General features: G+C 64.9%; 20 protein-coding genes. 11 read left to right on the top strand and 9 right to left on the bottom strand.

The features are described from left to right. Positions 1-301: 301 nt before the first annotated feature. The 3 genes from SMA01S_RS08170 to SMA01S_RS08160 are packed head-to-tail and all read left to right on the top strand — an operon-like array spanning position 302 to position 3,943. The gene (locus tag SMA01S_RS08170; RefSeq protein WP_169804211.1) at positions 302-2,623 is read left to right on the top strand and encodes a TonB-dependent receptor; all 2,322 of its coding nucleotides are present in this window, start codon (positions 302-304) and stop codon (positions 2,621-2,623) included. A gap of 44 nt (positions 2,624-2,667) precedes the next feature. Further along, the gene (locus SMA01S_RS24995; RefSeq protein WP_218016855.1) at positions 2,668-3,240 is read left to right on the top strand and encodes a response regulator transcription factor; all 573 of its coding nucleotides are present in this window, start codon (positions 2,668-2,670) and stop codon (positions 3,238-3,240) included. Between the two features lie 4 nt (positions 3,241-3,244). Beyond that, complete coding sequence (locus SMA01S_RS08160; protein ID WP_245649201.1) at positions 3,245-3,943, top strand: response regulator transcription factor; 699 nt, start codon at positions 3,245-3,247, stop codon at positions 3,941-3,943. Between the two features lie 107 nt (positions 3,944-4,050). On the opposite strand, the gene SMA01S_RS08155 is transcribed toward SMA01S_RS08160, so the two are convergent. After that, positions 4,051-4,449, bottom strand: a complete 399-nt coding sequence (locus tag SMA01S_RS08155; protein WP_066820251.1) for a GlcG/HbpS family heme-binding protein — start codon at positions 4,447-4,449, stop codon at positions 4,051-4,053. Between the two features lie 41 nt (positions 4,450-4,490). Then, complete coding sequence (locus tag SMA01S_RS08150) at positions 4,491-5,330, bottom strand: enoyl-CoA hydratase/isomerase family protein (protein ID WP_066820249.1); 840 nt, start codon at positions 5,328-5,330, stop codon at positions 4,491-4,493. A 187-nt stretch (positions 5,331-5,517) separates the two neighbouring features. On the opposite strand from SMA01S_RS08150, the gene SMA01S_RS08145 reads away from it, so the two are divergent. Continuing rightward, positions 5,518-5,973 (top strand): VOC family protein, encoded by a 456-nt coding sequence (locus tag SMA01S_RS08145; RefSeq protein WP_066820191.1) that lies wholly within the window; start codon positions 5,518-5,520, stop codon positions 5,971-5,973. A gap of 453 nt (positions 5,974-6,426) precedes the next feature. Here SMA01S_RS08145 and SMA01S_RS08135 read toward each other — a convergent pair whose 3' ends face one another. The 4 genes from SMA01S_RS08135 to SMA01S_RS08120 all read right to left on the bottom strand — a co-directional run bounded on the left by SMA01S_RS08135 (position 6,427) and on the right by SMA01S_RS08120 (position 11,565). After that, complete coding sequence (locus SMA01S_RS08135; RefSeq protein WP_066820187.1) at positions 6,427-7,749, bottom strand: MFS transporter; 1,323 nt, start codon at positions 7,747-7,749, stop codon at positions 6,427-6,429. A 28-nt stretch (positions 7,750-7,777) separates the two neighbouring features. Next, on the bottom strand, positions 7,778-8,572 hold the full coding sequence (locus SMA01S_RS08130) for a 2-keto-4-pentenoate hydratase (protein ID WP_066820185.1): 795 nt from the start codon (positions 8,570-8,572) through the stop codon (positions 7,778-7,780). An 84-nt stretch (positions 8,573-8,656) separates the two neighbouring features. Continuing rightward, the gene (locus SMA01S_RS08125; RefSeq protein WP_245649200.1) at positions 8,657-10,090 is read right to left on the bottom strand and encodes a mannitol dehydrogenase family protein; all 1,434 of its coding nucleotides are present in this window, start codon (positions 10,088-10,090) and stop codon (positions 8,657-8,659) included. After that, positions 10,087-11,565 carry a UxaA family hydrolase gene (locus SMA01S_RS08120; protein ID WP_066820182.1) on the bottom strand — a complete coding sequence of 493 codons (1,479 nt, stop codon included), beginning with the start codon at positions 11,563-11,565 and terminating at the stop codon, positions 10,087-10,089. The genes SMA01S_RS08125 and SMA01S_RS08120 overlap by 4 nt, the downstream gene beginning before the upstream one ends. 96 nt (positions 11,566-11,661) lie before the next feature. Between SMA01S_RS08120 and SMA01S_RS08115 the strand changes: the two genes are divergently transcribed. The 7 genes from SMA01S_RS08115 to SMA01S_RS08085 all read left to right on the top strand — a co-directional run bounded on the left by SMA01S_RS08115 (position 11,662) and on the right by SMA01S_RS08085 (position 19,656). Further along, complete coding sequence (locus SMA01S_RS08115) at positions 11,662-12,696, top strand: LacI family DNA-binding transcriptional regulator (protein WP_066820180.1); 1,035 nt, start codon at positions 11,662-11,664, stop codon at positions 12,694-12,696. A gap of 84 nt (positions 12,697-12,780) precedes the next feature. Further along, on the top strand, positions 12,781-14,223 hold the full coding sequence (gene uxaC / locus SMA01S_RS08110; protein WP_066820178.1) for a glucuronate isomerase: 1,443 nt from the start codon (positions 12,781-12,783) through the stop codon (positions 14,221-14,223). Between the two features lie 18 nt (positions 14,224-14,241). Further along, a complete protein-coding gene (gene kduI / locus SMA01S_RS08105; RefSeq protein ID WP_066820176.1) occupies positions 14,242-15,084 on the top strand; it encodes a 5-dehydro-4-deoxy-D-glucuronate isomerase in 843 nt (280 codons plus the stop codon). A gap of 144 nt (positions 15,085-15,228) precedes the next feature. Next, entirely contained in the window at positions 15,229-15,984 is a 756-nt protein-coding gene (gene kduD / locus SMA01S_RS08100) for a 2-dehydro-3-deoxy-D-gluconate 5-dehydrogenase KduD (RefSeq protein ID WP_066820174.1), read from the top strand. Positions 15,985-16,075: 91 nt separating this feature from the next. Continuing rightward, the gene (locus tag SMA01S_RS08095) at positions 16,076-17,083 is read left to right on the top strand and encodes a sugar kinase (protein ID WP_066820172.1); all 1,008 of its coding nucleotides are present in this window, start codon (positions 16,076-16,078) and stop codon (positions 17,081-17,083) included. After that, on the top strand, positions 17,070-18,641 hold the full coding sequence (locus SMA01S_RS08090; RefSeq protein WP_066820170.1) for a carboxylesterase/lipase family protein: 1,572 nt from the start codon (positions 17,070-17,072) through the stop codon (positions 18,639-18,641). The genes SMA01S_RS08095 and SMA01S_RS08090 overlap by 14 nt, the downstream gene beginning before the upstream one ends. A 1-nt stretch (position 18,642) precedes the next feature. Then, the gene (locus SMA01S_RS08085; protein WP_066820168.1) at positions 18,643-19,656 is read left to right on the top strand and encodes an alpha/beta hydrolase; all 1,014 of its coding nucleotides are present in this window, start codon (positions 18,643-18,645) and stop codon (positions 19,654-19,656) included. Between the two features lie 72 nt (positions 19,657-19,728). Here SMA01S_RS08085 and SMA01S_RS08080 read toward each other — a convergent pair whose 3' ends face one another. From SMA01S_RS08080 to SMA01S_RS08070, 3 genes are all read right to left on the bottom strand, one after another. After that, complete coding sequence (locus tag SMA01S_RS08080) at positions 19,729-20,082, bottom strand: cupin domain-containing protein (protein WP_066820245.1); 354 nt, start codon at positions 20,080-20,082, stop codon at positions 19,729-19,731. A 67-nt stretch (positions 20,083-20,149) separates the two neighbouring features. Next, complete coding sequence (locus SMA01S_RS08075; RefSeq protein WP_066820166.1) at positions 20,150-21,736, bottom strand: pectate lyase; 1,587 nt, start codon at positions 21,734-21,736, stop codon at positions 20,150-20,152. A 64-nt stretch (positions 21,737-21,800) separates the two neighbouring features. Continuing rightward, entirely contained in the window at positions 21,801-24,740 is a 2,940-nt protein-coding gene (locus SMA01S_RS08070; RefSeq protein ID WP_066820159.1) for a TonB-dependent receptor, read from the bottom strand. Positions 24,741-24,766: the final 26 nt, after the last annotated feature.

The following is a 24,766-nucleotide window of genomic DNA, read 5'->3' as shown; positions in this document are numbered from 1 at the left end:
TCCCGTTCTCTCGCCACTATGCATGACCGCCGCGCCTCCGACGCCGGGCTCATCGACATTAAATCCAAAATGGACACAAGGCTAACGCATCGTTTTTTCAAGGCGGCGGCTGAAGACCTAGGCGTCCGCGAACAGTGTTCGCCCGCTCGAAATCTGGTTGAAATTTCTTTTTATTCAAAGGGTAATGTTGGATACGATTGTATCGACCCTACTCAACACCGATACCATCGTGCCATTGATTGCCGAGCGACTCCCGCCCACGGTGAGGCGAGCCGGCGCGTACTCGGGTTGGGGCGGCTGCATGATGACAACGGGATCGACACGCTGGTGGGTTTCGCTGGCCATGACGGGATCGGCGAGCCTGCTTTGGCCGACGCTCGCGCGGGCGCAATCGGCGAGCGATCTTCCCGACATCGTCGTCACGGCGTTCAAGCAGGAGCAGGCGACCAATACGGTCGGCATGTCGATCACGGCCGCTACCGGCGATACGCTCGCGGCGCGAGGGATCGACTCGGTCGACGACCTGACCCGCCTCGTCTCCGGCCTCACCATTCAGCACAGCGCCTATAATTCGACGTCGTTCACGCTGCGCGGCGTCGGCTTCTTCAACAGCGACCTCGCCACGCCGGCGGCGGTGACGGTCTATGTCGACGAAGCGCCGTTACCCTATCCGGCGATGACGAAGCTCGCGGCGTTCGATCTGGCGCGGGTCGAAGTGCTCAAGGGGCCGCAAGGGACATTGTTCGGGGAGAACGCCACGGGCGGCGCGGTGAATTACATTGCCGCCAAGCCCAGCCGGACGTTCTCGGCGGGCATGGATGCGAGCTACGGCAATTTCGGGCGCTTGCGAGTGGGCGGTTTCGTCGCCGGCCCGATCACCGATCAGCTGGACTACCGTTTGGCGCTGCAGGGGCGGTTCGGCGGCCCTTGGCAACAAAGCACGACCCGGCCCGGCGACGGCCTGGGACGGATCGCGGAGGTGCAGGGGCGTGCGACGCTCGACTGGCGGCCGAGCGGGACATTCGAGTCACGGCTCACGCTGACGGTGACCCATGACGGGTCCGAGAGCGAGGCCGGCCAGTTCATCGCCCCGCAAATCACGATCCCTGCGCTGTCGCCCGGGGTGGCGACGTTTCCAATCTTCCTCAAACCGAGGGCGGCCGACTGGACGCCGACGGTCCAGGGGGCCAACCGCCCGTTCCCTTACGCCAGCGACACCTCGCTCTATCAATTGAGCTGGCGCAACGACGCGCGGCTCGGCACCGACGTCACGATCACGTCGCTGACATCGATTGCCCAATTTCGCATGAACTATGGGCAGGACCCCGACGGCACGCCTTTTCACATGACCGAAAAGATCGATCGCGGTGGCCGCGTCTCGTCTTATTTCCAGGAGTTGCGCGCGACGGGTAAAGCGGGCCGGCTCGTCTGGCTGGTAGGTGGGAATTTCGAGCACGAGCGGACCAGGGACAGGCCGTTCGATTATACCGCCGACAACAGCGTCAGCCGCCTGTTCGAGAGCGTGGATCCCGCGGCGATCGCGGACTCGACCATGTTCACCAGCAAGGTGCGCGCGACGACGTACGCCGTTTTCGGTCGGCTCCAGTATAGTTTGAGCGATCGGCTGACGATCGAGGGCGGGGTTCGGTACAACCGCGACGAACAGGCATTCGACAGTTGTTCGATCGCCTATACCGACGCCTTCACCCGTTTCTGGAACTTGTTCCGCGGCGGCGCGCAGCCACCGACCCGGATCGGCGATTGCCTGGTGATCGATCCGGCGAACGGCGGGCTGCCGGTCAGCAATGTGCACGACGCCTTGAACCAGGACAGCGTGTCGTGGCGGGTCGGTCTCAACTGGACCGCGCGGCCCGGGCTGTTGCTCTACGCCAATGTCAGCAAGGGCTATAAGGCGGGTGCCGCTCCCGTCCTCGGCGCCGCGACCGTCCTGCAATACACGCCCGTCCCGCAGGAATCGCTGCTGGCGTACGAGGCCGGGGTCAAGGCCAGCCTGTTCGATCGCCGCCTGCAGCTGAACGCGGCCGGCTTCTATTACGATTATCGGGGCAAACAATTGCGCGGCGCCGAACTCGATCCGGCGTTCGGGCCGCTCGAAGCGCTGGTATCGATCCCGCGATCGCATGTCGTCGGTGCCGAGGTGCAACTGGTCGCCAGACCAATAGCGGGCCTGACGCTCGACGCATCGACCACCTATGTCCATACCAATATCGACCGGTTTCTGGGTTTCGACTCCCTCGCCCATTTCGGCGATCAAGCGGGCACGCCCTTCCCGTTTTCGCCGACATGGCAATCGGTCGCCAGCCTCGACTATGACTTCCCCGTGGTGCGGAACTGGCGAGGGTTCGCGGGCGGCTCGCTTACCTATAACAGCAGTACCAACGGCGGGATCGGCGCGGTCGATATCTTGAAGATCGATTCCAACGCGCTCCTCGATCTGCGTGCCGGTATCAGGTCCGCGGACGGCCGATACCGGGTCTGGCTGTGGGGCAAGAACGTGACCAACAGCTATTACTGGACCAGCGTCTTCGCGATCGGCGATGCCGTCTCGCGGTTCGTGGGGCAGCCCGCGACCTATGGTGTGACCTTTTCCACACGATTCTAACCATTTCGGTCCTAAAAGTCGGCCATCGATACCAAGGTGCAATTGTGGCTGTCGTGCCATTGCTGGACCCTCAGCCCCGGCCTGCAACGATCGGGGAGGGGCGGCAATGGGCGCTGGACCCGCAACATCCGGGAGATTGCCCCTGCCGTTACCGTTTTTCCGGGCGATCCAATTGGCATCGCACGGCCAAGACGGAAACCTTGCTGTCGGTCCGTTTGGTCGGGTTGGCGTCGCAAGGAACGATAATGACAAAAAATAAGCTCGTGTCGATCGTGGACGATGATGAATCGATACGGGAATCGCTGCCCGACCTGCTGCGATTGTTCGATTACGAGGTTGAGCCCTATTCTTCGGCGGAAGAATTCCTGGCTGCGGGCGGGCCGGAGCGGACCGGGTGCCTCGTCCTCGATATCTCGATGCCGGGCATGTCGGGGCTGGAATTGCAACTCGAACTCGCCCGGCTAGGGCGGACGGTGCCGATTGTGTTCATCACCTCGCATCCGGATGAAACGATAGCGTCGCTGGTGGTGAAGCGCGGCGCCGTCGCGTGCCTGTTCAAGCCGTTCAGCCAGGCGGCAATATTGGAGGCGGTGGCTGCGGCGCTCGCCCAATCGTGAGGAGATGATCATGTTTTCCCTCTCTTGCCAAGCTATCCTACAACGAGGTCGACCAATGGGGACGTCCGTCATGCCGGAATGCGCAGGCACCGTTTTTATCGTCGATGATGACGTGTCGGTACGCGAGTCGCTCGAAGGCCTTATTCAGCATGAAGGCTGGGAGGCGCGTGTCTTTGCCTCGGCGCGGGATTTTCTGGACGCGCCGCCCGCGCCCGGGCCGTCTTGCCTGATCCTCGACGTGAGCCTTCCCGACCTCAATGGCCTTGACCTGCAGAATCTGATCGCGACGGATCGCGCCGACATGCCGATCATCTTCATCACGGGCTATGGCGACGTCCCCATGTCGGTCCGGGCGATGAAGGCCGGTGCGGTCGAGTTCCTGACCAAGCCGCTTGGCGAGGACGCCTTGCTCGACGCGGTTGCCGGCGCGATCGAACGCAGTTCCAGGCTGGTGGACCAGGTCGCCGAACTTCGGATCGTGAAAGCGTGCTATGAATCGCTCAGCCGACGCGAGCGCCAAGTGATGGCGCTGATCGTTTCCGGCCTTCTCAACAAGCAGGTCGGTGGCGAACTCGGCATCAGCGAGATAACCGTGAAGGCCCATCGCGGGCGCGTTATGGAAAAGATGAAAGCCCGGTCGTTCGCGCAGCTCGTGATGATGAACTCCCTGCTCCGAGAGGCGCATTCGGCCGCCGAGGCGTAGTCGCGCCGACCTGTCACTTCGCTCTATGTAGCCAGGGGACCGGGACTATGACGAAGCCGTGTCCTGGCTGCCTTCCTGACGGCGTGGCCTCGAAAGATTATCGCTCTTCAAGTAGCAGCCTTGAGAGCAGCCTCGACGATCGCGACATCTTGCTCGGCGGTCCCGCCGCTGACGCCGACACCGGCAAAGACGCTGCCGTTATCGACGAGCGGAACGCCGCCCCCCATCGGGCAGAAGCGCCCGCCGCCGACGGTGGGGAGCGCGTAGAGCGCCTGGCCGGGCTGCACCAACGCGAGCAGGTCGGCCGTCCGCGCGCCGACCAGGGCGGAGGTGTAGGCCTTGCGCTCGGATATCTCGAGCGAGAAGAGCGGCGCACCGTTCATGCGATGCTGCAGCACCAAATTGCCATGAACGTCGACGATGCACACGGCGACCGGCACCTTTGCCTTCGTCGCTTCGGTTTCCACGCGTTCGGCCAGGGTCTTGGCTGCGGTGAGCAGGTCCATCGTGTTCATCCTTTGTGGAAGGCGATCGTTCCGGATCGGGGCTACCGGCGGTGGAGTTTGCCGAGGTGGAAACCAAGCCGGTCCTCGACATCGCCCGGCGATTGGAAACCCTTGGCGGTGAGGGCCTTGATCCCTTGCTGGGCAGCGGGTCGCCCGAGCGAGGCGATACAGGCGTCCCAGCCGGCGCCGAGTTCCACATCCGGTGGCAGGCTGGTGTTGACCAGCCTTTTGGTCTGGGAAATCGCCCATTTGTCGAAGCCGGCAATCCGGGTGGCGAGCGCATCCACGAAGGCGTCGAGTTCGGAACCGGGCAGCGCGCGGTTCACGTAACCATAGGCTTCGGCCTGCTCGCCGCTAATGTCATCCGATCCCAGCAGAACTTCCAGCGCGCGGTTCCTGCCGATAAGGTGGGGCAATCGGGCCATCGGGCCACCTCCGGCGACCATGCCCACACCGACTTCCCATTGAGAGATGATCGCTCGCTCCTTGCTGGCGAACGCCATGTCGCACGCCAGCGTGATCTCGCTGCCGTTGCCCGTCGCCCGGCCTCTGATCAGCGCTATCGACGCCACCGGGGCTCTGGTCAGGCGCACGAGGAAGTCGGGCCAGGGCGGCAGGCCGATGGGCCCAGCCGGCATTGACGTCAGATCCTCGATCCGCGCCTTGAAATCGGAATGGTTGAGGAAGAAGCCATCGACCGCGCTGTCGAATACCACGACCTTGACCTCGTCGTCGGCTTCGATGCTCTCGATCAGCCCCTGGAACTCGCGGACCATTTCGGGGCCCATGACATTGAGCGGCGGATTATCGAACGTGACGCGCCAATAAGCGGGCGTGCGCCGCGTCAGGCGTATCTGTACCGGGGGTGTTTCGGCGTCCACGGGAGGTTCCTTTGCCGAGGGGGTGACGGACCGCTCGCAGGTGATACGTCGATCGCTCGATCGCGATTGGACGAACGTATCGCCAATACGATGGTGTCGGCCGCGCCGACCGATACCATCGTCCAATTTATGCGGGCGGCCGCAGCGCCATCTCGGGTCCGATGGCGGATCTCGGATGGAGGCACGCATGGACGAAGTACGGGTCGGGCAGGAAAGCTATGAGATGCCGCCACGGGAGGGGTTTACCGTGGCTCACTTCCTCACGGTTGCCGACATCGAGCGATCGGCGCGGTTCTACGAAAGGGTTTTCGGAGGGCAGATCTTGAGCAGCGGCGATAGCGACGGCGCGCCGGGATATATTCGGATCGCCAACACCTGGCTCATCGTCAATGTCGGGGGTGGCCCGACTCCGGACAAGCCGTCGACGGTGCTGAGCACACCCACTGACCCCGACCTGGTCAGCAGCTTCATGAACATTCGCGTCGCGGACATCCAGAAGAGTTATGAATTGTGGCGTGGCCGCGGTGCCGAATTCATTACCGAGCCAAAGGACAAATATGGCGAGACCCGCTGCTATATCCGCGACCCGGATGGCTACATCATCGAGGTCGGGCAAAGTAAGCCGGAGTTCGCCTACGGTTAGATATCCGGGAGCGAGCGGCAAACGCGCCTCGCAGGAGGTGCCGGACGCAACCGTAGTCCCGCGACATCTCTTGGAGCACCGCCATCATAGGTCAGGTTGGTCGGTAGCCTGATAGTAGATCGGATTGCGCAGCCCAGCGTTGATCGCTGACTCGCGCCAGCCGGCGTCGCGGGTGCTGATCTGAACGTTCTTCGGGAGCGGCCACCCTGCCTCTTCCTGCACCTCCTCTTTCCGGAAGGTCGTGAGACTTGGTTGGGAAGCCACTTAGTCGCAGCGGGAGAGGGTAAGCCGCAGGCGAAACACTGAAGCCGCACCCCTCAACCCCGGCTAGGCGGCAAGCCGCCAGTGACCCACCGCTCCTATGCTGCCGCCGTCTCCGTGCCGCCGATGCGGCCGATCCTGATTCCCGAGGGAAAACTACGTCGCCGCCGGAGCGTGCCGGCGGTGGCGAGATCAGACCGGCACGTCGACCCGCGCCAGCCGCGGGCTGAGCAGATGGACCACGCCGATCGCGATTAGATAAACGCTGCCGGCGACCGCGAAGATCAGGGTGTAGCTATGCGTGGTCTGCAGGATATAGCCGGTGAACTTCGCCATCCCCATGCCGCCGATCGCGCCGACCGTGCCGCCGATGCCGATCACCGACCCCACCGCGGCCCGCGGGAACATGTCCGACGGGATGGTGTAGAGATTGGCCGAGAACGCCTGGTGCGCCGCCGTCGCCAGCCCGACGATCCCGACCGCCAGCCACACGCTGGCGGCATATTGCGCGAAGAAGATCGGCATCACCAGGAAGGCGCAGACCAGCATGGTGAGCTTGCGCGCCGCGTTCGCGCTATAGCCGCGCTTCATCAGGGTCGATGACGACCAGCCGCCGGCGACGCTGCCGATGTCGGAGATCAGATAGATCGCGACCAGCGGCGGACCGAAGTTCTTGAGATCGAGATGGTAGGTCTTGGCGAGGAAATCGGGCGTCCAGAACAGGAACAGCCACCAGATCGGGTCGATCAGGAACTTGCCCAGCGCATAGGCCCAGGTCTCGCGATAGCCGAGCAGCTTGAACCAGCCGATCTTTTGCGGCGGGTCGGCGGGATCGCTCTCGATATAAGCAAGCTCGGCTGCCGACACGCGGGGCTGCTCGCGTGGCCGGCGATAGATGGCGATCCAGGCGACCAGCCAGACCAGGCTGAACACGCCGGTCGAGATGAACGCCATCCGCCAGCCATAAGCCAGCGTGATCGCGGGCACGATCAGCGGCGTGATGATCGCGCCGACATTCGACCCCGCATTGAACAGTCCGGTAGCGAAGGCGCGTTCCTTGGCGGGAAACCATTCGCTGACCGCCTTGAGGCCGGCAGGAAAATTGCCCGATTCGCCGACGCCGAGCACGAACCGCGCGCCGTTGAATTGCATCGCCGGAGAAATCATCGTGCCGAACAATTTGAACGGCCCGGTGATGAGACCGCACAAGGTGTGGCCGGCGGTCCAGATCACGAACGCGATCGAGTAGCCGATCCGCGCGCCGACCATATCGACGATCTTGCCGAAGCTCAGATAACCGATCGCATAAGCGACCTGGAACCAGAAGACGATGTCGGCATAAGTGGTCTCGTTCCAGCCGAGTTCGGCCGAAATCGTCGGCTTGAGCACGCCGATCATCTGGCGATCGACATAGTTGATCGCGGTCGCCGCGAAGAGCAGCCCGCAAATCACCCAGCGATAGCGGCCGACCCGCATATCCACCCGTCCGGCGTCCGGCATCCCGGTCGTCGCCATCGTCTCTCTCTCCCTCGAAAGCGACCTCTTAACGGGCCTTGATCGTGCACTCGACCGTCAAGCGGTCATCGAATTTCGCCTCGACCCGGTCGCCGATGCGAACCGGGTGTACCCCAGTTACGGCACCGGTCGATATCCATTGTCCGGCCGCCAGCGCGATACCGCGCGCGGCCATCAGGTCGAACAGGAAACGCGCCGCGCCGAAGGGCCCGTCGAGCATCGTCGCGGTGGTGGCGGCGCCGGCACGTTCGCCCTCGATCCACAATTCGACCGGCCAGGTGTCGACGTCGACGTCGCGCCAGCCGTCGACCGCCGCGCCGACGATCAGACCATTATTGTTGCCGAAATCGGAAATGGTGACCGGCGCGCCGTGATCGTTGATCCCGGGGAATGGCGAACTGGCGATCTCGATCCCGACATGGACGGCATCGATCAGCGTCCGCGCCTCATCGATCGTATAGTGGCGTTTGGCCGGATCCGGCGCGGTCCCGATGCGCAGCAGGAATTCGGCCTCGGCAGCGGCGAAGCCGTCGGCGAACACCGGCATCGCGATCGGCGACCCGTCCGCGATGACGACCTGATCCGTGAAGATCGGGCCGGCCAGACGGTCGACGGTGCCGATCGGCGGATTGATCCGCCCGACTTTCCATCCGGCGACCTTGCCCTCGGTCAGCGCCAGCGCTGCGTCCTGAACAGCATAGCCATCGTCGAGCGCGGCCGGCATGTCGCCGGGATAATCGGGCAGCGCGTGGCCGTCGCGGCGCGCACCGACGAACGAGCGCGCAATACGCGTGATATTGTCGACGTTATCGTCTGGCTGCACCGCCGAACCCCTCCTCGCCCTGATGGCATCTTCGTTGTCGGATGCGTATGGGAAACCGGTGTCAATGACAAGCCCGTCAAACTATCAGGCGAGCATCTCGCGTGGGTTTTCGCCCCGAAAAGCGGCTTCCGCGGCCGTTTTCAGCCGCGCGACAAGCTCTGCATCGCCTGCGATCGCCGGCGGAAAGCCCAGCCCCTCGGCGATCAGGCCATCGACCACATTTGCCGGCGTGTCGGCCAAGGCCAAAGCGGACAGCCGGTCGCCTGCCGGATCGACGATACGGGTGCCCGCTCGCGCCCGCCGCATGAGGAACGCGACCCAGCCGCCCAACGCCGCGATGACGTGGCCCGGCATCCGCCCGGCCGCGCGATTGGCGAGCAAGGTATCGCCGAGCCGGTACGGGAGCTTCTGCGATCCGTCCTGCGCGATCTGATCGAGCCGGTGGACGATCGCCGGGTTGGCGAAGCGCCGCAGCACCGCATGGGCATAGGTCTGGAGATCCAGCCCCGGCACCGGCGGCAGCATCGGAATGATATCCTCGCGGATCATCGCATCGACGAAGGTCGCCAACAGAGGATCGCCGATCGCCTCGGCAACGCTCATATGTCCGCGCAGCAACCCGGCATAAGCGAGCGTCGAATGCGCGCCGTTGAGGATTCTGAGCTTGGCGCGCTCATAGCCGCCGACATCGGCGGTCAGGGTCGCGCCGACCGCGCCAAGATCGGGCAGCGCGCCGATATCCTCGATCACCCATTGTGCGAACGCCTCACGCTGCACCGCGGCGCGGTCCTCGACGCCCAACGCCGCCGCGACATCGGCATAGAGTGCGTCGTCGGACGCCGGCGTGATCGAATCGACCATGGTCGACGGCACGGACACTTCGCCCGCCACCCAATCGCCCAGCGCCGGGTCGAGCCGACCGGCAAACGCCACCAATGCGGCATGGAGCTTGGCACCGTTCGAGGCGAGATTGTCGCACGGCATCGGCACGAAGGGAGCGATGCCGCTGGCATGCCGCGCCGCCAGCCCGGCGACGATCCAGCCGATCACGCTGGTCGGGACGGCCGGCCGCGCCAGATCGTGGACGATGTCGGGATGGGCGAAATCGAGCGTTCCATCCGCTCCCAGGCAATAGCCCTTTTCGGTCACCGTGGTGGTGACCAGCTGGGTATGGGGCGCGGCGAGCAATGCCAGCGTCCGCGCCGCATCCTCCGGCCCCAGGAATTCGGTATGCGCGCCGATCACGCGCATGCTCGACTCGAGGTCGCGAATGGCGAGCGTATAAAATCCGTCCTGTTCCGCCAGCGCTTCGATCGTGCCGCGGCTGCGCAACGACACCGCGGCGATTCCCCAGCGCGGATCCTGGTCGAGCAACCGGTCGACATAAGCGGCCTGGTGCGCGCGATGAAAAGCACCGGGACCGAAATGGACGATTCCCGTCGCGACCGGACCACGCGTGCGCGGCGCGGATATCCCCATCGGCAGTCCGGCCAAGGCCGCGCGCGACAGCCGGGTCACAGGGTCACCCCACGCTTCCAGATCGCGATTTCGCGCTCGCCATTGCGTTCGGCCGCGGTCGGTTCGCCCGAGGCGATCGCGCACAGTCGTTCGGTCAGCGCCGCCTCCATCGTCTCGAACCCCTGATCGAGCACCATTCCCGCGTCGAAGTCGATCCAGCCCGGCTTGCGCGCGGCGAGATCGCTGTTCGACGATATCTTGATTGTCGGCACCGGGAAGCCGAGCGGCGTGCCGCGCCCGGTGGTGAACAGGATCGCGGTCGCGCCCGCCGCGGCCAGTGCCGTCGACGACACCGCGTCATTGCCCGGCGCTTCAAGCAAGGTGAGGCCATCCTTGGCGACGCGCTCGCCATAATGAATGACGTCGGCGATCGGCGCGCGGCCCGCTTTCTGCACCGCGCCGAGCGATTTCTCCTCCAGCGTGGTGATGCCGCCGGCGATGTTTCCGGGCGAGGGATTTTCCGACACCGGCTCGCCGTGATCGATGAAATATTGCTTGAAGTCGTTCACCACGCCGACGACCTGGCCGAACACGCCTTCATCGGCGGCGCGGTTCATCAGCATCTGCTCGGCACCGAATATCTCGGGGATTTCGGTCAGCACGACGCGCCCGCCGGATGCCGTGACGCGGTCGCTCATCCTGCCGACCAGCGGGTTCGCGGTGAGCCCCGACAAGCCGTCCGACCCGCCGCATTTGACCCCGAGCACGAGGTCGGCGAGCGTCGCTTCCGACCGTTCGCATCGCGCTTGCGTGGCGAGTTCCTCAACCAGCGCGACGCCTTCCGCGACTTCGTCGCCGGCCAGTTGCGTCGCCAGGGTGCGGATCGCGGGACGGCGCCATTCGGGGATGGTTTCGACCAGCCTGGCGATCTGGTTGTTCTCGCAGCCCAGGCCGAGGATCAGCACGCCGCCGGCATTGGGATGGCAGGCGAGCGACGCCAGGATCGCCCGCGTCCCGTCGAGATCCTCGCCGAGCTGCGAACAGCCGAACGGGTGCATGAAGGCGTGGACGCCATCGACTGTTCCGGCCAGCGCCACCCCCGCCTGCGCGGCGATCCGCTCGGCAGTCCGCGCGACGCAGCCGACCGTCGGCAGCACCCAGATCTCGTTGCGTGTGCCGACCCGTCCGTCGCCGCGGCGATAGCCCTGGAACGTGGCGTCGCCCGGTGCGAGATTGGCGCGCGGCGCCGGCGCATAGGCATAGGCTTGTTGTCCGGCCAATGCCGTCGCGACATTGTCCGAATGGACATGTTCGCCCGCCGCGATCGACGCCGTCGCGCGGCCGATCGGGAAGCCATATTTGACCACCGCCTCGCCCGGCGCGATCGGCGCCAGCGCGATCTTGTGCCCGCGCGGGATCGCCATCGCGGCGGTTACCGGCGCGCCGTCGGCGACCACCACGTCACCCGCTGCCGCATCGGCCAGCAAGGTCGCCACATTGTCGCTCGGATCGATCCGAACCGCGTTCGCCGTCATTTTTCGCTTTCTTGAGTAACCGGTGTCAGCTTTGCCCGCCAGGCGGTCAGGAAGCAAGGCTAGCCCAGTAGCGCGCCGCTCGCTATGCCTGTGACGATGGAAAAGACCGGTCAGCCGACGATCAACGATGTCGCCCGTATCGCGGGCGTGTCGAAGAAGACCGTCAGCCGCGTCATCAACCGATCCCCGCTGCTCAACGACGATACGCGCAAGAAGGTCGAGGACGTCATCGGCCAGCTTGGCTACGTCCCCAACCCGCAGGCGCGCGCGCTGGCGCTGCGGCGCAATTTCCTGGTCGGGCTGGTCCACGACAATCCCAATGCGCAGACGGTGATGAACGTCCAGCAGGGCATGCTGGAAGCGATCCACGACAGCGAATTCGAGATGGTCGTGCGCCCGGTCGATCGCGGGTCACCGACGATGCTCGAGGATCTGCGCCTCTTTCTCGAGCGCCAGAGGTTGTTCGGCGTGCTGCTGATGCCGCCGATCAGCGAGAATGACGCGGTCGCCAAATTGTGCAGCAATCTCGGCTGCCGCTACGTCCGAATGGGCTCGGCCGAACTCGACACGCCCGAACATATGGTCGCCTCCAACGATCGCGAGGCGGTGCGCGAGGCGACCCAATATCTGATCGCGCAGGGGCATCGCCGCATCGGGCTGATCGCCGGCCCGCATGGCTTCCGCTCGGCGCACGAACGCCGGCTGGGATTCGAGGAAGCGATGCGCGACGCCGGCATCTCGCTCCCGCGCAGCATGATCGCCGAGGGCAATTATACCTTCGAATCGGGGCTGATCGCGGCCGAGCGGCTGCTCGACGTGGTGCCGCGCCCGACCGCGATCTTCTCGAGCAACGACGAAATGGCGGCGGGCGTGATCCACGCGGCGTGCCAGCGCGGGTTGGTCGTGCCGCGCGATTTGTCGGTGATCGGGTTCGACGACACGCCGATCGCCGCGCATATGTGGCCGCCCCTGACCACCGTGCGCTGGCCGATCGCCTCGATGGCGCGCTCCGCCGCGCTCAAGCTGATCACCGGAATTGCCGACAATGATGATGAATCGGCTGTCCCGGAACCATCGATGTTCCTGTCGACCCTGATCCGCCGCGGATCGGTTTCGACTCCGGTCGATTGAACTCGTTCGCAGCCGGTTGTACTATTTGCTGACACCGGTTACCAGAGCCGCGCTCGAGAGAAGCGGGGAGGATGGAGAAGGCTGATGGCTGGCACGCTGGAATTGCACCCCGATCGTCTGTTTCCCGCCGACCCGGGGACGCGGTCGATCGCCCGTGACCTATATGCCGCCATCGCCGAGTCGCCGATCGTCAGCCCGCACGGCCATACCGACCCGGCCTGGTTCGCGAATAACGACAAGTGGAGCGACGCGACCAGCCTGTTGCTGTCCCCCGATCATTATCTCTACCGCATGCTCTACAGCCAGGGCGTCGACCTCGACGCGCTGGCGATCCCGTCGCGCGCCGGCGTTCCCGCGACCGATCCGCGCGCGGCCTGGCGCCTGTTCGCATCGCATTACCATCTGTTCCGCGGCACGCCGTCGCGGCTGTGGCTCGACCATGTCTTTTCGGTAGTGTTCGGGATCGAGCGGGAACTCGACGCCGCGACCGCCGACACTTATTTCGACGCGATCGGCGAGAGGCTCGCGAGCGACGCCTTCCGGCCCCGCGCACTGTTCGACCGCTTCCGGATCGACTTCCTGGCGACGACCGAGGGTGCGCAGGACGATCTGTCGCACCATCACGCCATCCGCCGCTCGGGCTGGGGCGGGCGCGTCGTCACGACGTATCGCCCCGACGGCGTGATCGACGTCGAGCATGAGGCCTTCAAGCCGGCAATGGCGCGCTTCGCCGAGCTGACCGGCGAAGATGTCTATGACTGGCAAGGCTATCTCGCCGCGCATCGCAAGCGCCGCGCCGATTTCCGCGCGGCGGGGGCCACCGCGACCGACCATGGCCACCCCACCGCGGCGACGGCCAATTTGTCGGCGAGCGACGCCGAACGCCTGTTCCGCACCATCGTCACCGGCACCTGGACCCCGGCCGATGCCGAGCTGTTCCGCGCGCAGATGCTGACCGAGATGGCGGCGATGTCGGTCGAGGACGGGATGGTGATGCAGATCCACCCCGGCTCGTGCCGCAATCACAATGCCGGGCTGTTCGCCAGCCATGGGCGCGACAAGGGTGCCGACATCCCGACGCGGACCGATTACGTCCATGCGCTGAAACCGTTGCTCGATCGCTTCGGCAATGAGCGCGACCTGTCGATCATCCTCTTCACGCTCGACGAATCGACCTATGCCCGCGAACTGGCGCCGCTGGCCGGCCATTATCCGTGCCTCAAGCTCGGCCCCAGCTGGTGGTTCCACGACAGTCCCGAAGGGATGCGCCGGTTCCGCGAGATGACCACCGAGACCGCCGGTTTCTACAATACAGTCGGATTCAACGACGACACCCGCGCTTTCCTGTCGATCCCGGCGCGCCACGATGTCGCGCGCCGCGTCGATTGCGCCTTCCTCGCGCGACTGGTCGCCGAGCATCGCCTCCACGATTGGGAAGCGGCCGAGCTGATCCAGGACCTGACCACCGGCCTGGTGCGCCGCGCCTACAAGATCGATGATCCCCAATTTGCCGCGCGTGCGGCCTGATCCCTGACGGAGACCCCGATGTTCGACCGTACCTATTACGCCACCCATCCCGACATGATGGAGTGCGTCTCCAATGAGGAACTGCGCGACCGCTATCTGATCCAGGGCCTGTTCCGCGAGGGCGAGTGCGTGCTCAACTACACCCATGCCGACCGCTTCGTGATCGGCGGGGTCGCGGTCGGCGGCGCGCCGGTCACGCTGCCCGCGCAGACCGAGCCGCCCTCGGCCGTCGGTCACCCGTTCCTCGAGCGGCGTGAGCTCGCGATCGTCAATGTCGGCACGGTCGACGGCAAGGTCATGGTCGACGGCGAGGAATTCACGCTCGGCAACAAGGATTGCCTGTACGTCACGATGGGCGCCAAGCATGTCGAATTCTCCGGCCAGGGCGCGCGTTTCTATCTCGCCTCGTGCCCGGCGCATAAAGCCTTCCAGACGCGCAAGCTCGGGATCGCCGACGCCAATGCGCTCGAGCGCGGCAGCCTGCAGGAATCGAACGAGCGGACGATCTTTCAGCTCGTCATCCCGGGCGTGTGCGACAGTGCGCAGCTGGTGATGGGCCTGACCGTGCTCAAGCCGGGCAGCGTGTGGAACACGATGCCGCCGCACATCCATGAGCGCCGCAGCGAGATTTATTTCTATTTCGAACTCGACAATCTCGACACCGACCGCGTGATGCACTTCATGGGCGAAGGCGAGGCGACGCGGCACATCGTGATGCAGAACGAGGAAGCGGTGATCAGCCCGCCCTGGTCGATCCATATGGGCGCGGGCACCAAAGCCTATGCCTTCATCTGGGCGATGGCCGGCGAGAACCAGGATTATACCGACATGAACGTGCTGGATATCTGCCAGCTGGCGTGACTTGGCTCCCCTCCCTGCAAGGGAGGGGCTGGGGGTGGGTGCCGAGCCGCAAGGCTCGGCGTCATCGCCAGCGAACCGCGCGACGCTTCGCGCCGCGCACCCACCCCTAACCCCTCCCTTGCAGGGAGGGGAATGGAAGTAGCAATGACCAACCCCTTCGATCTTTCCGGCAAAGTCGCCGTCGTCACCGGCGCCAATACCGGCATCGGCCAGGCGATCGCGCTGGCGCTGGCCGAAGCCGGTGCCGACATCGCCGCGGTCGGCCGTACTCCTGCTCAGGAAACGGTCGAGAAAGCCCGCGCGCTCGGCCGCCGCGCCGAGATCGTCTCGGCCGATCTGTCGACCATCGAGCCTGTGCAAAGGATTGTGGACGAAACGGTGGACAAGCTCGGCGGGCTGGACATCCTGGTCAACAATGCCGGGATCATTCGCCGAGCCGACGCGGTCGACTTCACCGAGGAGGATTGGGATGCGGTGGTCGACACCAACCTCAAATCGGTGTTCTTCCTGTGCCAGGCGGCAGGGCGGCACATGATTGGCAATGGCGGCGGCAAGATCATCAACATCGCGTCGATGCTGACCTTTCAGGGCGGCATCCGCGTGCCGAGCTATACCGCGTCGAAGAGCGGCATCGGCGGGCTGACCAAATTGCTGGCCAACGAATGGGCGTCGAAAGGCGTCAACGTCAACGCGATCGCGCCCGGCTATATCGCGACCAACAACACCGCGGCGCTGCAGGCCGACGAGGTGCGCAACAAGTCGATCCTCGACCGCATCCCGGCGGGACGCTGGGGCGATGCGAGCGACCTGGGCGGCGCGGCAGTGTTCCTGGCGAGCCGCGCGGCGAATTATGTCCAGGGTCATATCCTGGCGGTCGACGGCGGGTGGCTGGCGCGGTGAGTTCTATTTCACCCGTTCGTGCTGAGCTTGTCGAAGCACTTGTCCAGACCACGCCCTTCGACAGGCTCAGGGCGAACGGGGGAAGGAAGTAATGGGCAAATTCCTCGCCTTCGGCGAAATCATGCTGCGGCTCTCGCCACCAGGCCGAGAGCTTATCCTGCAGACCCCCAAATTCGACGTTTGGGTCGCCGGCGCCGAAGCGAATGTCGCGACCGCGCTTGCCCGGCTCGGCCACGATGTCGGCTTCGTCAGCGCCGTTCCGGCCAACGACCTCGGCGATGCCGCCATCGCCACGCTGCGCGGCCACGGCATCGACACCAGCACCATCCAACGCCGCGGCGACCGGATGGGCCTCTATTTCGTCACCTCGGGCGCCGGCATGCGCGCGACCGAAGTGATCTACGACCGTGCCCATTCGAGCTTCGCCGAGGCGCCGGCCGATGCCTGGGATTGGGACACGCTGCTGAACGGCGTCGACCGCCTGCATCTGTCGGGCATCACCCCCGCGCTCGGTCCCGTGCCGGCCCAGGCCGCGATCGCCGCTGCCGACGCCGCCGCCGCACGCGACATCCCGGTATCGTTCGACGGCAATTGGCGCGGCAAGCTCTGGGAGCGCTGGGACGGCAAGCCGCGCGAGATCCTGTCGCGGCTGGTGGCGCAGGCCGATCTGATGTTCGGCAATCATCGCGATATCGCCCTGCTGCTCGACAAGCCCTTTTCGGGCGATGGCGAGGACCGCCGGCGCGAAGCCGCCGACGCCGCCTTCGCCGCTTTCCCCAAGCTCCAGACGATCGCCTCGACCGCGCGGCACACTGAGGATGTCGATCGCCACTTGTTGTCGGCGCGGATCGACACGCGCGATGCGCATGCGCAATCGGCCGAGATCACGCTGGCGGGAATCGTCGACCGGATCGGCGGGGGCGATGCGTTCGCGGCGGGTGTTCTCCATGCGTTGCGCGGTGGCGGGACCATCGACGATGCCGCGCGCACCGGCCTGGCGCTCACCGCGCTCAAACATTCGCTGCCCGGCGACGCCAGCCTGTTCCGCCAGGCCGATATCGACGCGTTTCTCGAGGGGGGTCTGGATGTCCGACGCTGAGGGCTGGAACCGTCGCACCCTGATCGGCGCCGGCGCAAGTGCGGGCGCGGCGATGTTGCTGTCGGGCGCGGCGCGCGCGGTTCCACCGCTTTATGTGCGGGCGCCGTCAGGCGATTTCGTCGGCGAAAGCGACCGCGGCGTCATCGCCTATCGCGGCATCCGCTACGGCGTCGCGCAACGCTTCCGTGCGCCAGTGCCTTACACCGCGCGCGGCCAAATGCGGCAGGTGCAGAAGTTCGGGCCGGTCTGTCCGCAATCGGGCAAATATCAGCCGCAGTCGGAGGATTGCCTTTACCTCAACGTCTGGACCGCCGAGCCCAATCCGGCGGCGAAGAAGCCGGTGATGCTCTACATCCATGGCGGCGCCTATTCGAACGGCAGCGTCACCGATCCGCTCAACGACGGGCACGATCTGGCGGCGCGCGGCGACGTCGTGGTGGTGACGGTCAATCACCGGCTCAACGCATTTGGCTATCTCTATCTCGCCCGGCTCGACCCGCGCTTCGCCGATAGCGGCAATTGCGGTCAGCTCGACCTGATCCTCGCGCTCAAATGGGTGCGCGACAATATCGCGGCGTTCGGCGGCGACCCCAATCGCGTGATGTTGTTCGGTCAGTCGGGCGGCGGCGCCAAGATCGCCACGCTGACCGGGATGCCGGCGGCCCGGGGACTGTTCCACCGCGGCGTGACGATGTCGGGCCAGCAGGTCACCGCGTCGGGGCCGCTCCACGCCACCGACCGCGCGCGCGCCTATCTGCGCAAGCTCGGCGTGAGCGAGCGCGATCTCGGCCCGTTGCTGTCAGCACCGACCGAGAAACTGGTCGAGGCGCTCTCGGCCGAGGATCCGTTCCTGGGCGGCGGGGTCTATTTCGGGCCGGTGCTCGACATGAAATGGCTCACCCGCCATCCCTTCTGGCCTGACGCCAACCCCCTGGGCCTGTCGATCCCATTGATCCTGGGCAATGTGCATGACGAAGCGCGCGCGTTCATCTCGCCCGATTCGGACAAGGTGAAGGGGCTGACCTGGGACAATATGGCCGACCGCCTCGCGCCCGAATTGCGCATCGACGCGCTCCCCGAATGGGTTGTCGCCGAATATCGCAGGCAATTCCCGACCTGGTCGCCAAGCGACGTGTTCTACGCCGCGGTCACTGCCGGGCGGAGTTGGCGCGGCCAAGTGATCGAGGCGGAGGAGCGCGCCCGTGCCGGCGCCCCGGCCTGGGTCTATCAGGTAAACTTCGGCTCGCGCACCGACCCGCGCCGCGGCGCCTTCCACACGATGGATATCCCGCTGGCGTTCGGCACGCTCGGCGCGGCAGGATCGCAGACCGGTACCGGGCTCGACGCACGCGCGGCGTCGAAAGCGGTGCAGGACAGTTTCGTCGCCTTCGCCAAGACCGGCAATCCCAACCATCCCGGCCTGCCCGTCTGGCCCAAATACGATTTGGCGCGCCGCGCGACGATGGTGTTCGACGTCAACAGCCATATCGAGAACGATCCGCGCAAATGGCAGCGCGAGCTGTTCGCGCGCATTCCTTATATCCAGCCGGGCACCTGATATGACCGATGTCGACCGCCGCACCGCCTTGTTCGCGACTTTGGGCGCGGCGGTGGCGGCCAGCGGCGCAGGAGCGCAGACCGCGCTGCCGGCCGCTCCAGGCAATGCCCCGTTGGTGCTGTCGCAGCCCGACGAGACGATCGACCTGTGGCCCAAAGGCGCGCCCGGCATGCCCGCCAAACCGCCGGTCGAGGTCACCACCGAGCGCAGCAAGGACACCGCCAAGCTCAACGACCGCGCGGTCGCCGGCGTGTCGACGCCGCGCATGGCGGTATTCCGTCCCGCCAAGCCCAACGGCGCGTCGCTGCTGGTCTTTCCGGGCGGCGGCTATGTCCGGATGGCGATGGACAAGGAAGGCTATGAGATCGGCCGCCTGCTGGCCGCGCGCGGCATTACCGTGTTCGTGCTGTTCTACCGCTTGCCCGGCGAGGGTTGGGCAAACCGCGCCGACGTGCCGCTGCAGGACGCGCAGCGAGCGATGCGGCTGATCCGGTCGCGGGCCGCCAAATACCGGCTCGACCCCGAGCGCGTCGGCGCGATGGGTTTTTCGGCGGGTGGGCATCTCTGCGCCGATCTCGTCGCGCGGTTCGCAGCGAAGACCTACGATCCCGTCGACGCCGCCGACACGCTGTCGGCGCGGCCGATGATCGCGGCACCGATCTATCCCGTCGTGTCGATGGACTTGTCGGTCGCGCACGCGGGGTCGCGTCAGGCGCTGCTCGGTCCCGATCCCTCGCCCGCGCTGATCGCGGCGCATTCGCCGGATCGCAACATCACGTCCGCCAGCCCTCCCTGCTTCCTGTGCGCCGCGGAAGACGACGCGACCGTGCCGGTCGAGAACAGCCTGTTGCTCCACGCCGCCTTGCGCGCGGCCAAGGTGCCGGTCGAACTTCATTTGTTCGGCGAAGGCGGACATGGTTTCGGCTTGCGGGGTATCGTCGGCAAGCCGGCTGCCGCCTGGCCGGACCTGTTCCTGGCGTGGGCGACGAGCCGCGGATGGCTGGCTGCCGCTTAAGCCTGATTCGATGGAATTGAAATGCGCTTCCCCGGCGAAGGCCGGGGAGATGTCTGGCAACCAGGCTGAATCTCAGTTCTTCGCCCGTGTCGCCAGCGGATAGCTGATGATCAGCGCCAGCGGCTGCGCGCCCTTCTGTCTTATGCCCATCGTCTCGCCGGCGAAGAAATAGATCGCCTGGCCTGCTTTCACCGACTCGGTGCGGTCGCCGGAGAACGCCTCGCCCTCACCCGACAGCACGTAATAGACTTCGTCATGCGCCAGCTTGTGCGCGCCGATCGCCGCGCCGACATGGAGCACGCGCTTGCGGAATTCCATCGCGCGGCCGGGCACCGCGTCGCTGTAGCGATAGGCAGTGCTCATCCCGATATTGCCGTGCGGCGGCGGCTCGTCGCGTTTGACCGATTCGCCGTCGATCACCGTCATCTTCCCCGCCGGCGCATCCTGCGCGAGCGCGGGGGTGGCGAACGCCAAGAGGGCGAAGGGGATCAGCTTATTTCGCATCGCCTAGCGCCGCGATCAGGGTTTCCATATGCGCGATATAGGTGCCGGTCGAAATCCCCACGACCGGCTTGGGATCGAGATAAGGCGATGTGTCGGTCTCGTCACCGACCCGTGTCGTCGAATAGTCGCCCGATACCACCTTCTTCGACCCGTCATGCGTATAAAGATGGCTGGTCATCTTGAGTTCGGTCGGCCACCAGCCGGCGGCGTTGAGCGTCTCCACCAGCGCATCCGGACTGTTCGCCGCCAGGTCGGCATTGCGATCCGACCCGGCGCCCATGTCCGTCAGATAGTAGCGATCGAGCGGCCGGCGGCCGGTCGCCTTGAGCGGGGAGTCCTTGCTCGCCACCTCGGGCGGCGTCGCCTTCAACTCCTCATATTCGCGGCGCAGCTTTGGCACGTCGAGATGCCGGAACGAGCTATAATGTCCCAGGGTGTTGGCCGGGTTGCCGTCGACATAATATTCGCCGTTGACCACGTTCGACCCGCGGCGGTGCACGTACATCGGCTTGTTGGTGCCGATTTCCAGGAAGGTGGGATAGGTCTTGCCGTCCTTGTCGAGCTCGGGCGGCGACTTGACCGAGTCGAGCCAGTCGAGCGCGGCGGGGACGCCGGCGAGAAACTTGGGATCGCCGGTCAGGCGATAGAAGCTCAATAGCTGCTCGATATTGGCATAAGTGGTGTGCGTGACGATCGCGGTCGGCTCGTAGGTGCGCGCGCCGCTCGGCTTGAGGTCGACCGTATATTGCAACCCCCAGCCGGCCTGCGGCGCGGGTTGCTGCGTCTTCACGTAAATGTCCATCGCGCGACGGATCGGGTCGAGCACGCGAGTGTCGCCGGTCACCTGATAATATTGGATCAGGAAGCGGATATTCTCGCCGGCGACATCGTCGTTGAAGGTGATGAACGACGTGTAATCGGGCTTGCCGTGATCGATATAGGGGAATTTCGTCGCCGGATAACGTTGCGGCCAGCCACCGTTCGGATATTGGCTCTTGAGGACGAAGTTCAGCGCCTTCTGCAACGGCGGCAGATATTTCGCGTCATGCTTCTCGACATAGAGCCGCAGCAGGAACTGCATCGCTTCCGACGTGCCGGCATCGTCGAACGTGGCATTACCCCAATAATGCTGGAATTCCTCCAGCCGCCAGGCGTTCTTGCCGATCGTCGCATACCATTTGGCGGTCGACGCCGGCCCGCCGAAATCGATGAAATAATGCCAGCCGCCGCTCGGCAACTGCCCCTCGGCCAGCGCATCAGCCGCTTTGGTCGCGGCCTGGTAATAATAATCGTCGCCGGTCGCGTGATAGGCATCGAGGAACAGATGCCCCATCGTCCCCGTGCCCGGCGGCTGCACCCAGATCATCGTCGGATAGGCTTCCATCTCGCCCCAGCGGCGCGACATGTCGGGCAGCATCGACCAGACATAGCCGCCATGGATCGATGCCTTGTCGACCATGAATTCGGAAGCGCGCTTCATCGTCGTCAGGATCTGCGCGCGGGTCGCCGCCACTGCCGGCGTGGTCATCACCACCGCGATCGCCGCCCCCGCCCTGACCAAAGCCTTCAGACGCAACTGCCCTCTCCCTGGACAAAGAAAGGCCGGTGCGGGGGGTTATCCGCACCGGCAGTAGGTTCGATCAATAGTTGAACCGGAACCCTGCCAGGAATTCGCGGCCGGTATGGTGATAGACCGACAACAGGTCGCGGCTGTCGTTATACTGATCCTGGTATTGGTCGGTCAGGTTGATGCCCTCGAAGGTCAGCTTGAGCTGCTTGGTAAGGGTGATCTGCACCGAAGTGTCGATATTGAGGGTCTTGTTATAGCCCTGGCTGTCGATCCCCTGGGTACCGACCGCGTCAGACAGATACCCCGAACGATAGGCCGCCGACACGCGGGCGCTGACCACCTTGTCTTCGTAATAGAGCGTGGCGTTGGCGCTGTTGCGCGACAGACCGGTCAAATCATCGACCTTCACCACTGCTCCAGCCGAATTCAGATATTTGATGTTCGATTCGACATGAGTGTAGTTCAGCAGCACACCGAAATTGCCCAGGAACCCCGGCAGGAACTTGAACGGCTGCTGGAAATTGACTTCGATGCCGCGCAGGCGGCCGCCCGGCGTGTTGCGCGGCGCCGAGAACGTCCAGTTGGCCGCGGCCGGATTGCAGGTCGCCGGATATTGATTGCCGCACGCCGCGATCGCCAGGCTCTCCGGCAAACCAAACGGATTGTCCGAGAAGGTGCCCGACGACTGCACGGTTTGAACGAAGCTGTCGATATTCTTCTGGAAGAAGGCGACCGAGAGCAAGGCGCCCGGCATATAATACCATTCCGCCGCCGCATCGAGCGTCGTGGCACGATACGGATCGAGGCCGGGATTACCCACCGACACCGATCGGTTCGCGCCCGATACCGAGACGGTGGCCGACGGGGCGATGCTGGTCAAATCGGGCCGAGCCATCATCTTCGCCGCCGCCAGACGGATCTGGAACTTGGGCGAGAATTCGAACACCGCGTTCATCGACGGCAGCCAGTCGTCATAAGTCCGGGTAGCAACGAGCGGGACCGCCGCGCCGCTGGAGTAGGAATAGCCCTGCGAGCGCTGGAAGGTCTGCACGTAGCGCACGCCGGCATTGCCGCGCAGCGTGAACGGACCCATGTCGCGGTTAAAATTGAACTGCAAATAACCGCTCTTGTCGTGCTCCTGGACGCCGACATTACCGGCCAGACCCGGCTCGATGCCGAGCCGGAAGGTGCCCCCGCGCGCGTTGGGATCTTCCAACCCGAAATAGGCCGCCGCCTTTTGATAGTCGGAGTCGAAGAAGGTCTGTCCTTCGATCGTGACCATCTGGCCAAACTGGTTGAGGTCGCGATCGGCTGGCAAGGTGCAGCAGGTGAGATTGGTATCCTGCGCCGCGGTGGTGCCATTGCTGCGCCGGAGGTCGGTCGCCTTGAAGCCGTAGCCCTTGTAGGAAGCGCCACCCTCGATCGAGAAGCCGTCGGTCACGTCCCAGGTGAAGTTGAGCTGCCCGGTTTCGTAGGTATTCTTGGCCGAGGCGGAGCGCAGGCGCAGCTGGCTCAGTACCCAGCCGGTCCCGTTGGCCAGATTGGCATTACCGAAGTTGAACACCGGGTGCTGGCGATCGGTATAATCATAGCTGTAACCGTCGACATTATACTGGTCGAACGTGACGGTATTCTGGATCGGGTTTTGGTGATCCGATTGCGAATGACCCAGGATCAGGTTGAGCTTCAGCTTCTCGCCGATATTCTGATCGACGTTGAACGTCAGCTGCTTGAACTTCGTATCTAGCCGGTCGAAGCGGTTTTCTACGCGCAGGTCGACGTCGTTGAACGTGCCCTTGAGCATCGATCCATTAGTGATCGTCTCGGCGATCACGTCGGTGTCGGGAACGCCGCAATTGGCCGGAACGGGCGCTTTGGTGCAGGTTACCGAGAAGCCGTTCGCTTCGAGATAGCGTTCCTCGCGCGTTGCTTTGAAGTCGGCATACAGGCCGTCGATGCTGATCGTCGTGCTGTCGGTCGGCTTCCACTGGATCGACCCGGTCAGGCCGATGCGCTGCTGGTCGTCGACATAATAATCGTAGCGCGGGAAACGCGGATGGAAAGCCGCATTGGCCGTTTTGCAGACATCCGGGGCAGGCGTGATCTTGACCAGGTTCGAAGCGCCATCGGTGGTAAGGCAAGGCGTGCCGAGCACGCTCTGAAAACCGGGCGCGGCACCAGCATCGTTGGTGGTCCAACGCACCGTCGAATAGCCGCTCTCGACCAGCTTGCGCTTGGTATAGGCGGCCGAAATCAACGCGCCGAAGGTCTTGTCTTCGTTCGACCAGGAGATCATCGCCGCGGCCCGCGGTGACGCTTTCTCGGCGAGATCGTTGTAGCTGCCCTGACCCGACACCGCGATGGTGAAGCCCGATTTATAGTCGAACGGTCGCGCGGTGCGCAGATCGACCGTAGCGCCCAGCGAGCCTTCCTCGGTCGCCGCCTCGGCGGTCTTCTGCACGGTGATGGCGTTGAACAGGTCGGCGGCGAAGACGTTGAAATCGAAGCCGCGGCCACGATTGGTGCCGCCCGACGCGTCCGAGCCGCCGGCGGTGGCGATCGCTTCCATGCCATTGATGCGGACGCGGGTGAATTGCGGCCCCAGGCCGCGGACCGAGATCGAGCGACCTTCGCCGCCGTCACGCGACAAGGCGACGCCCGGGATACGCTGGATCGATTCGGACAGATTGAGGTCGGGGAACTTGCCGATATCCTCAGCCAGGATCGAATCGATCGCGGTCGCCGACGCCTTCTTCTGGTCGAGCGCCTTGGCCAGGCTGCCGCGGAAGCCGGTGATCACGATATCCTTGCTGGTATCCTGAACATCCTGCGGCGCATCGGCGGCGGGCGCCGTCTGCGGCGCGTCGGCCACCGGAGCAGCCGCCGTTGCGTCGCTAGGCCCAGCCGGCGCGGTCTGCGCCTGCGCCGTTCCGGCGCTGACGGCGATCGCCAGCACGGCGAGCGAGGCGCCGCCCCGCAACAATGTTTCGAACCGAGAACCCTTTTGCATCTTCTACCTCCCTGGGATCGGCCAGA

Source organism: Sphingomonas mali NBRC 15500 (genome assembly GCF_001598415.1).
GTDB lineage: Bacteria > Pseudomonadota > Alphaproteobacteria > Sphingomonadales > Sphingomonadaceae > Sphingomonas > Sphingomonas mali.
Note: the sequence above shows the minus strand (reverse complement) of the source record. Positions and strands in the feature narration are given on the sequence as shown.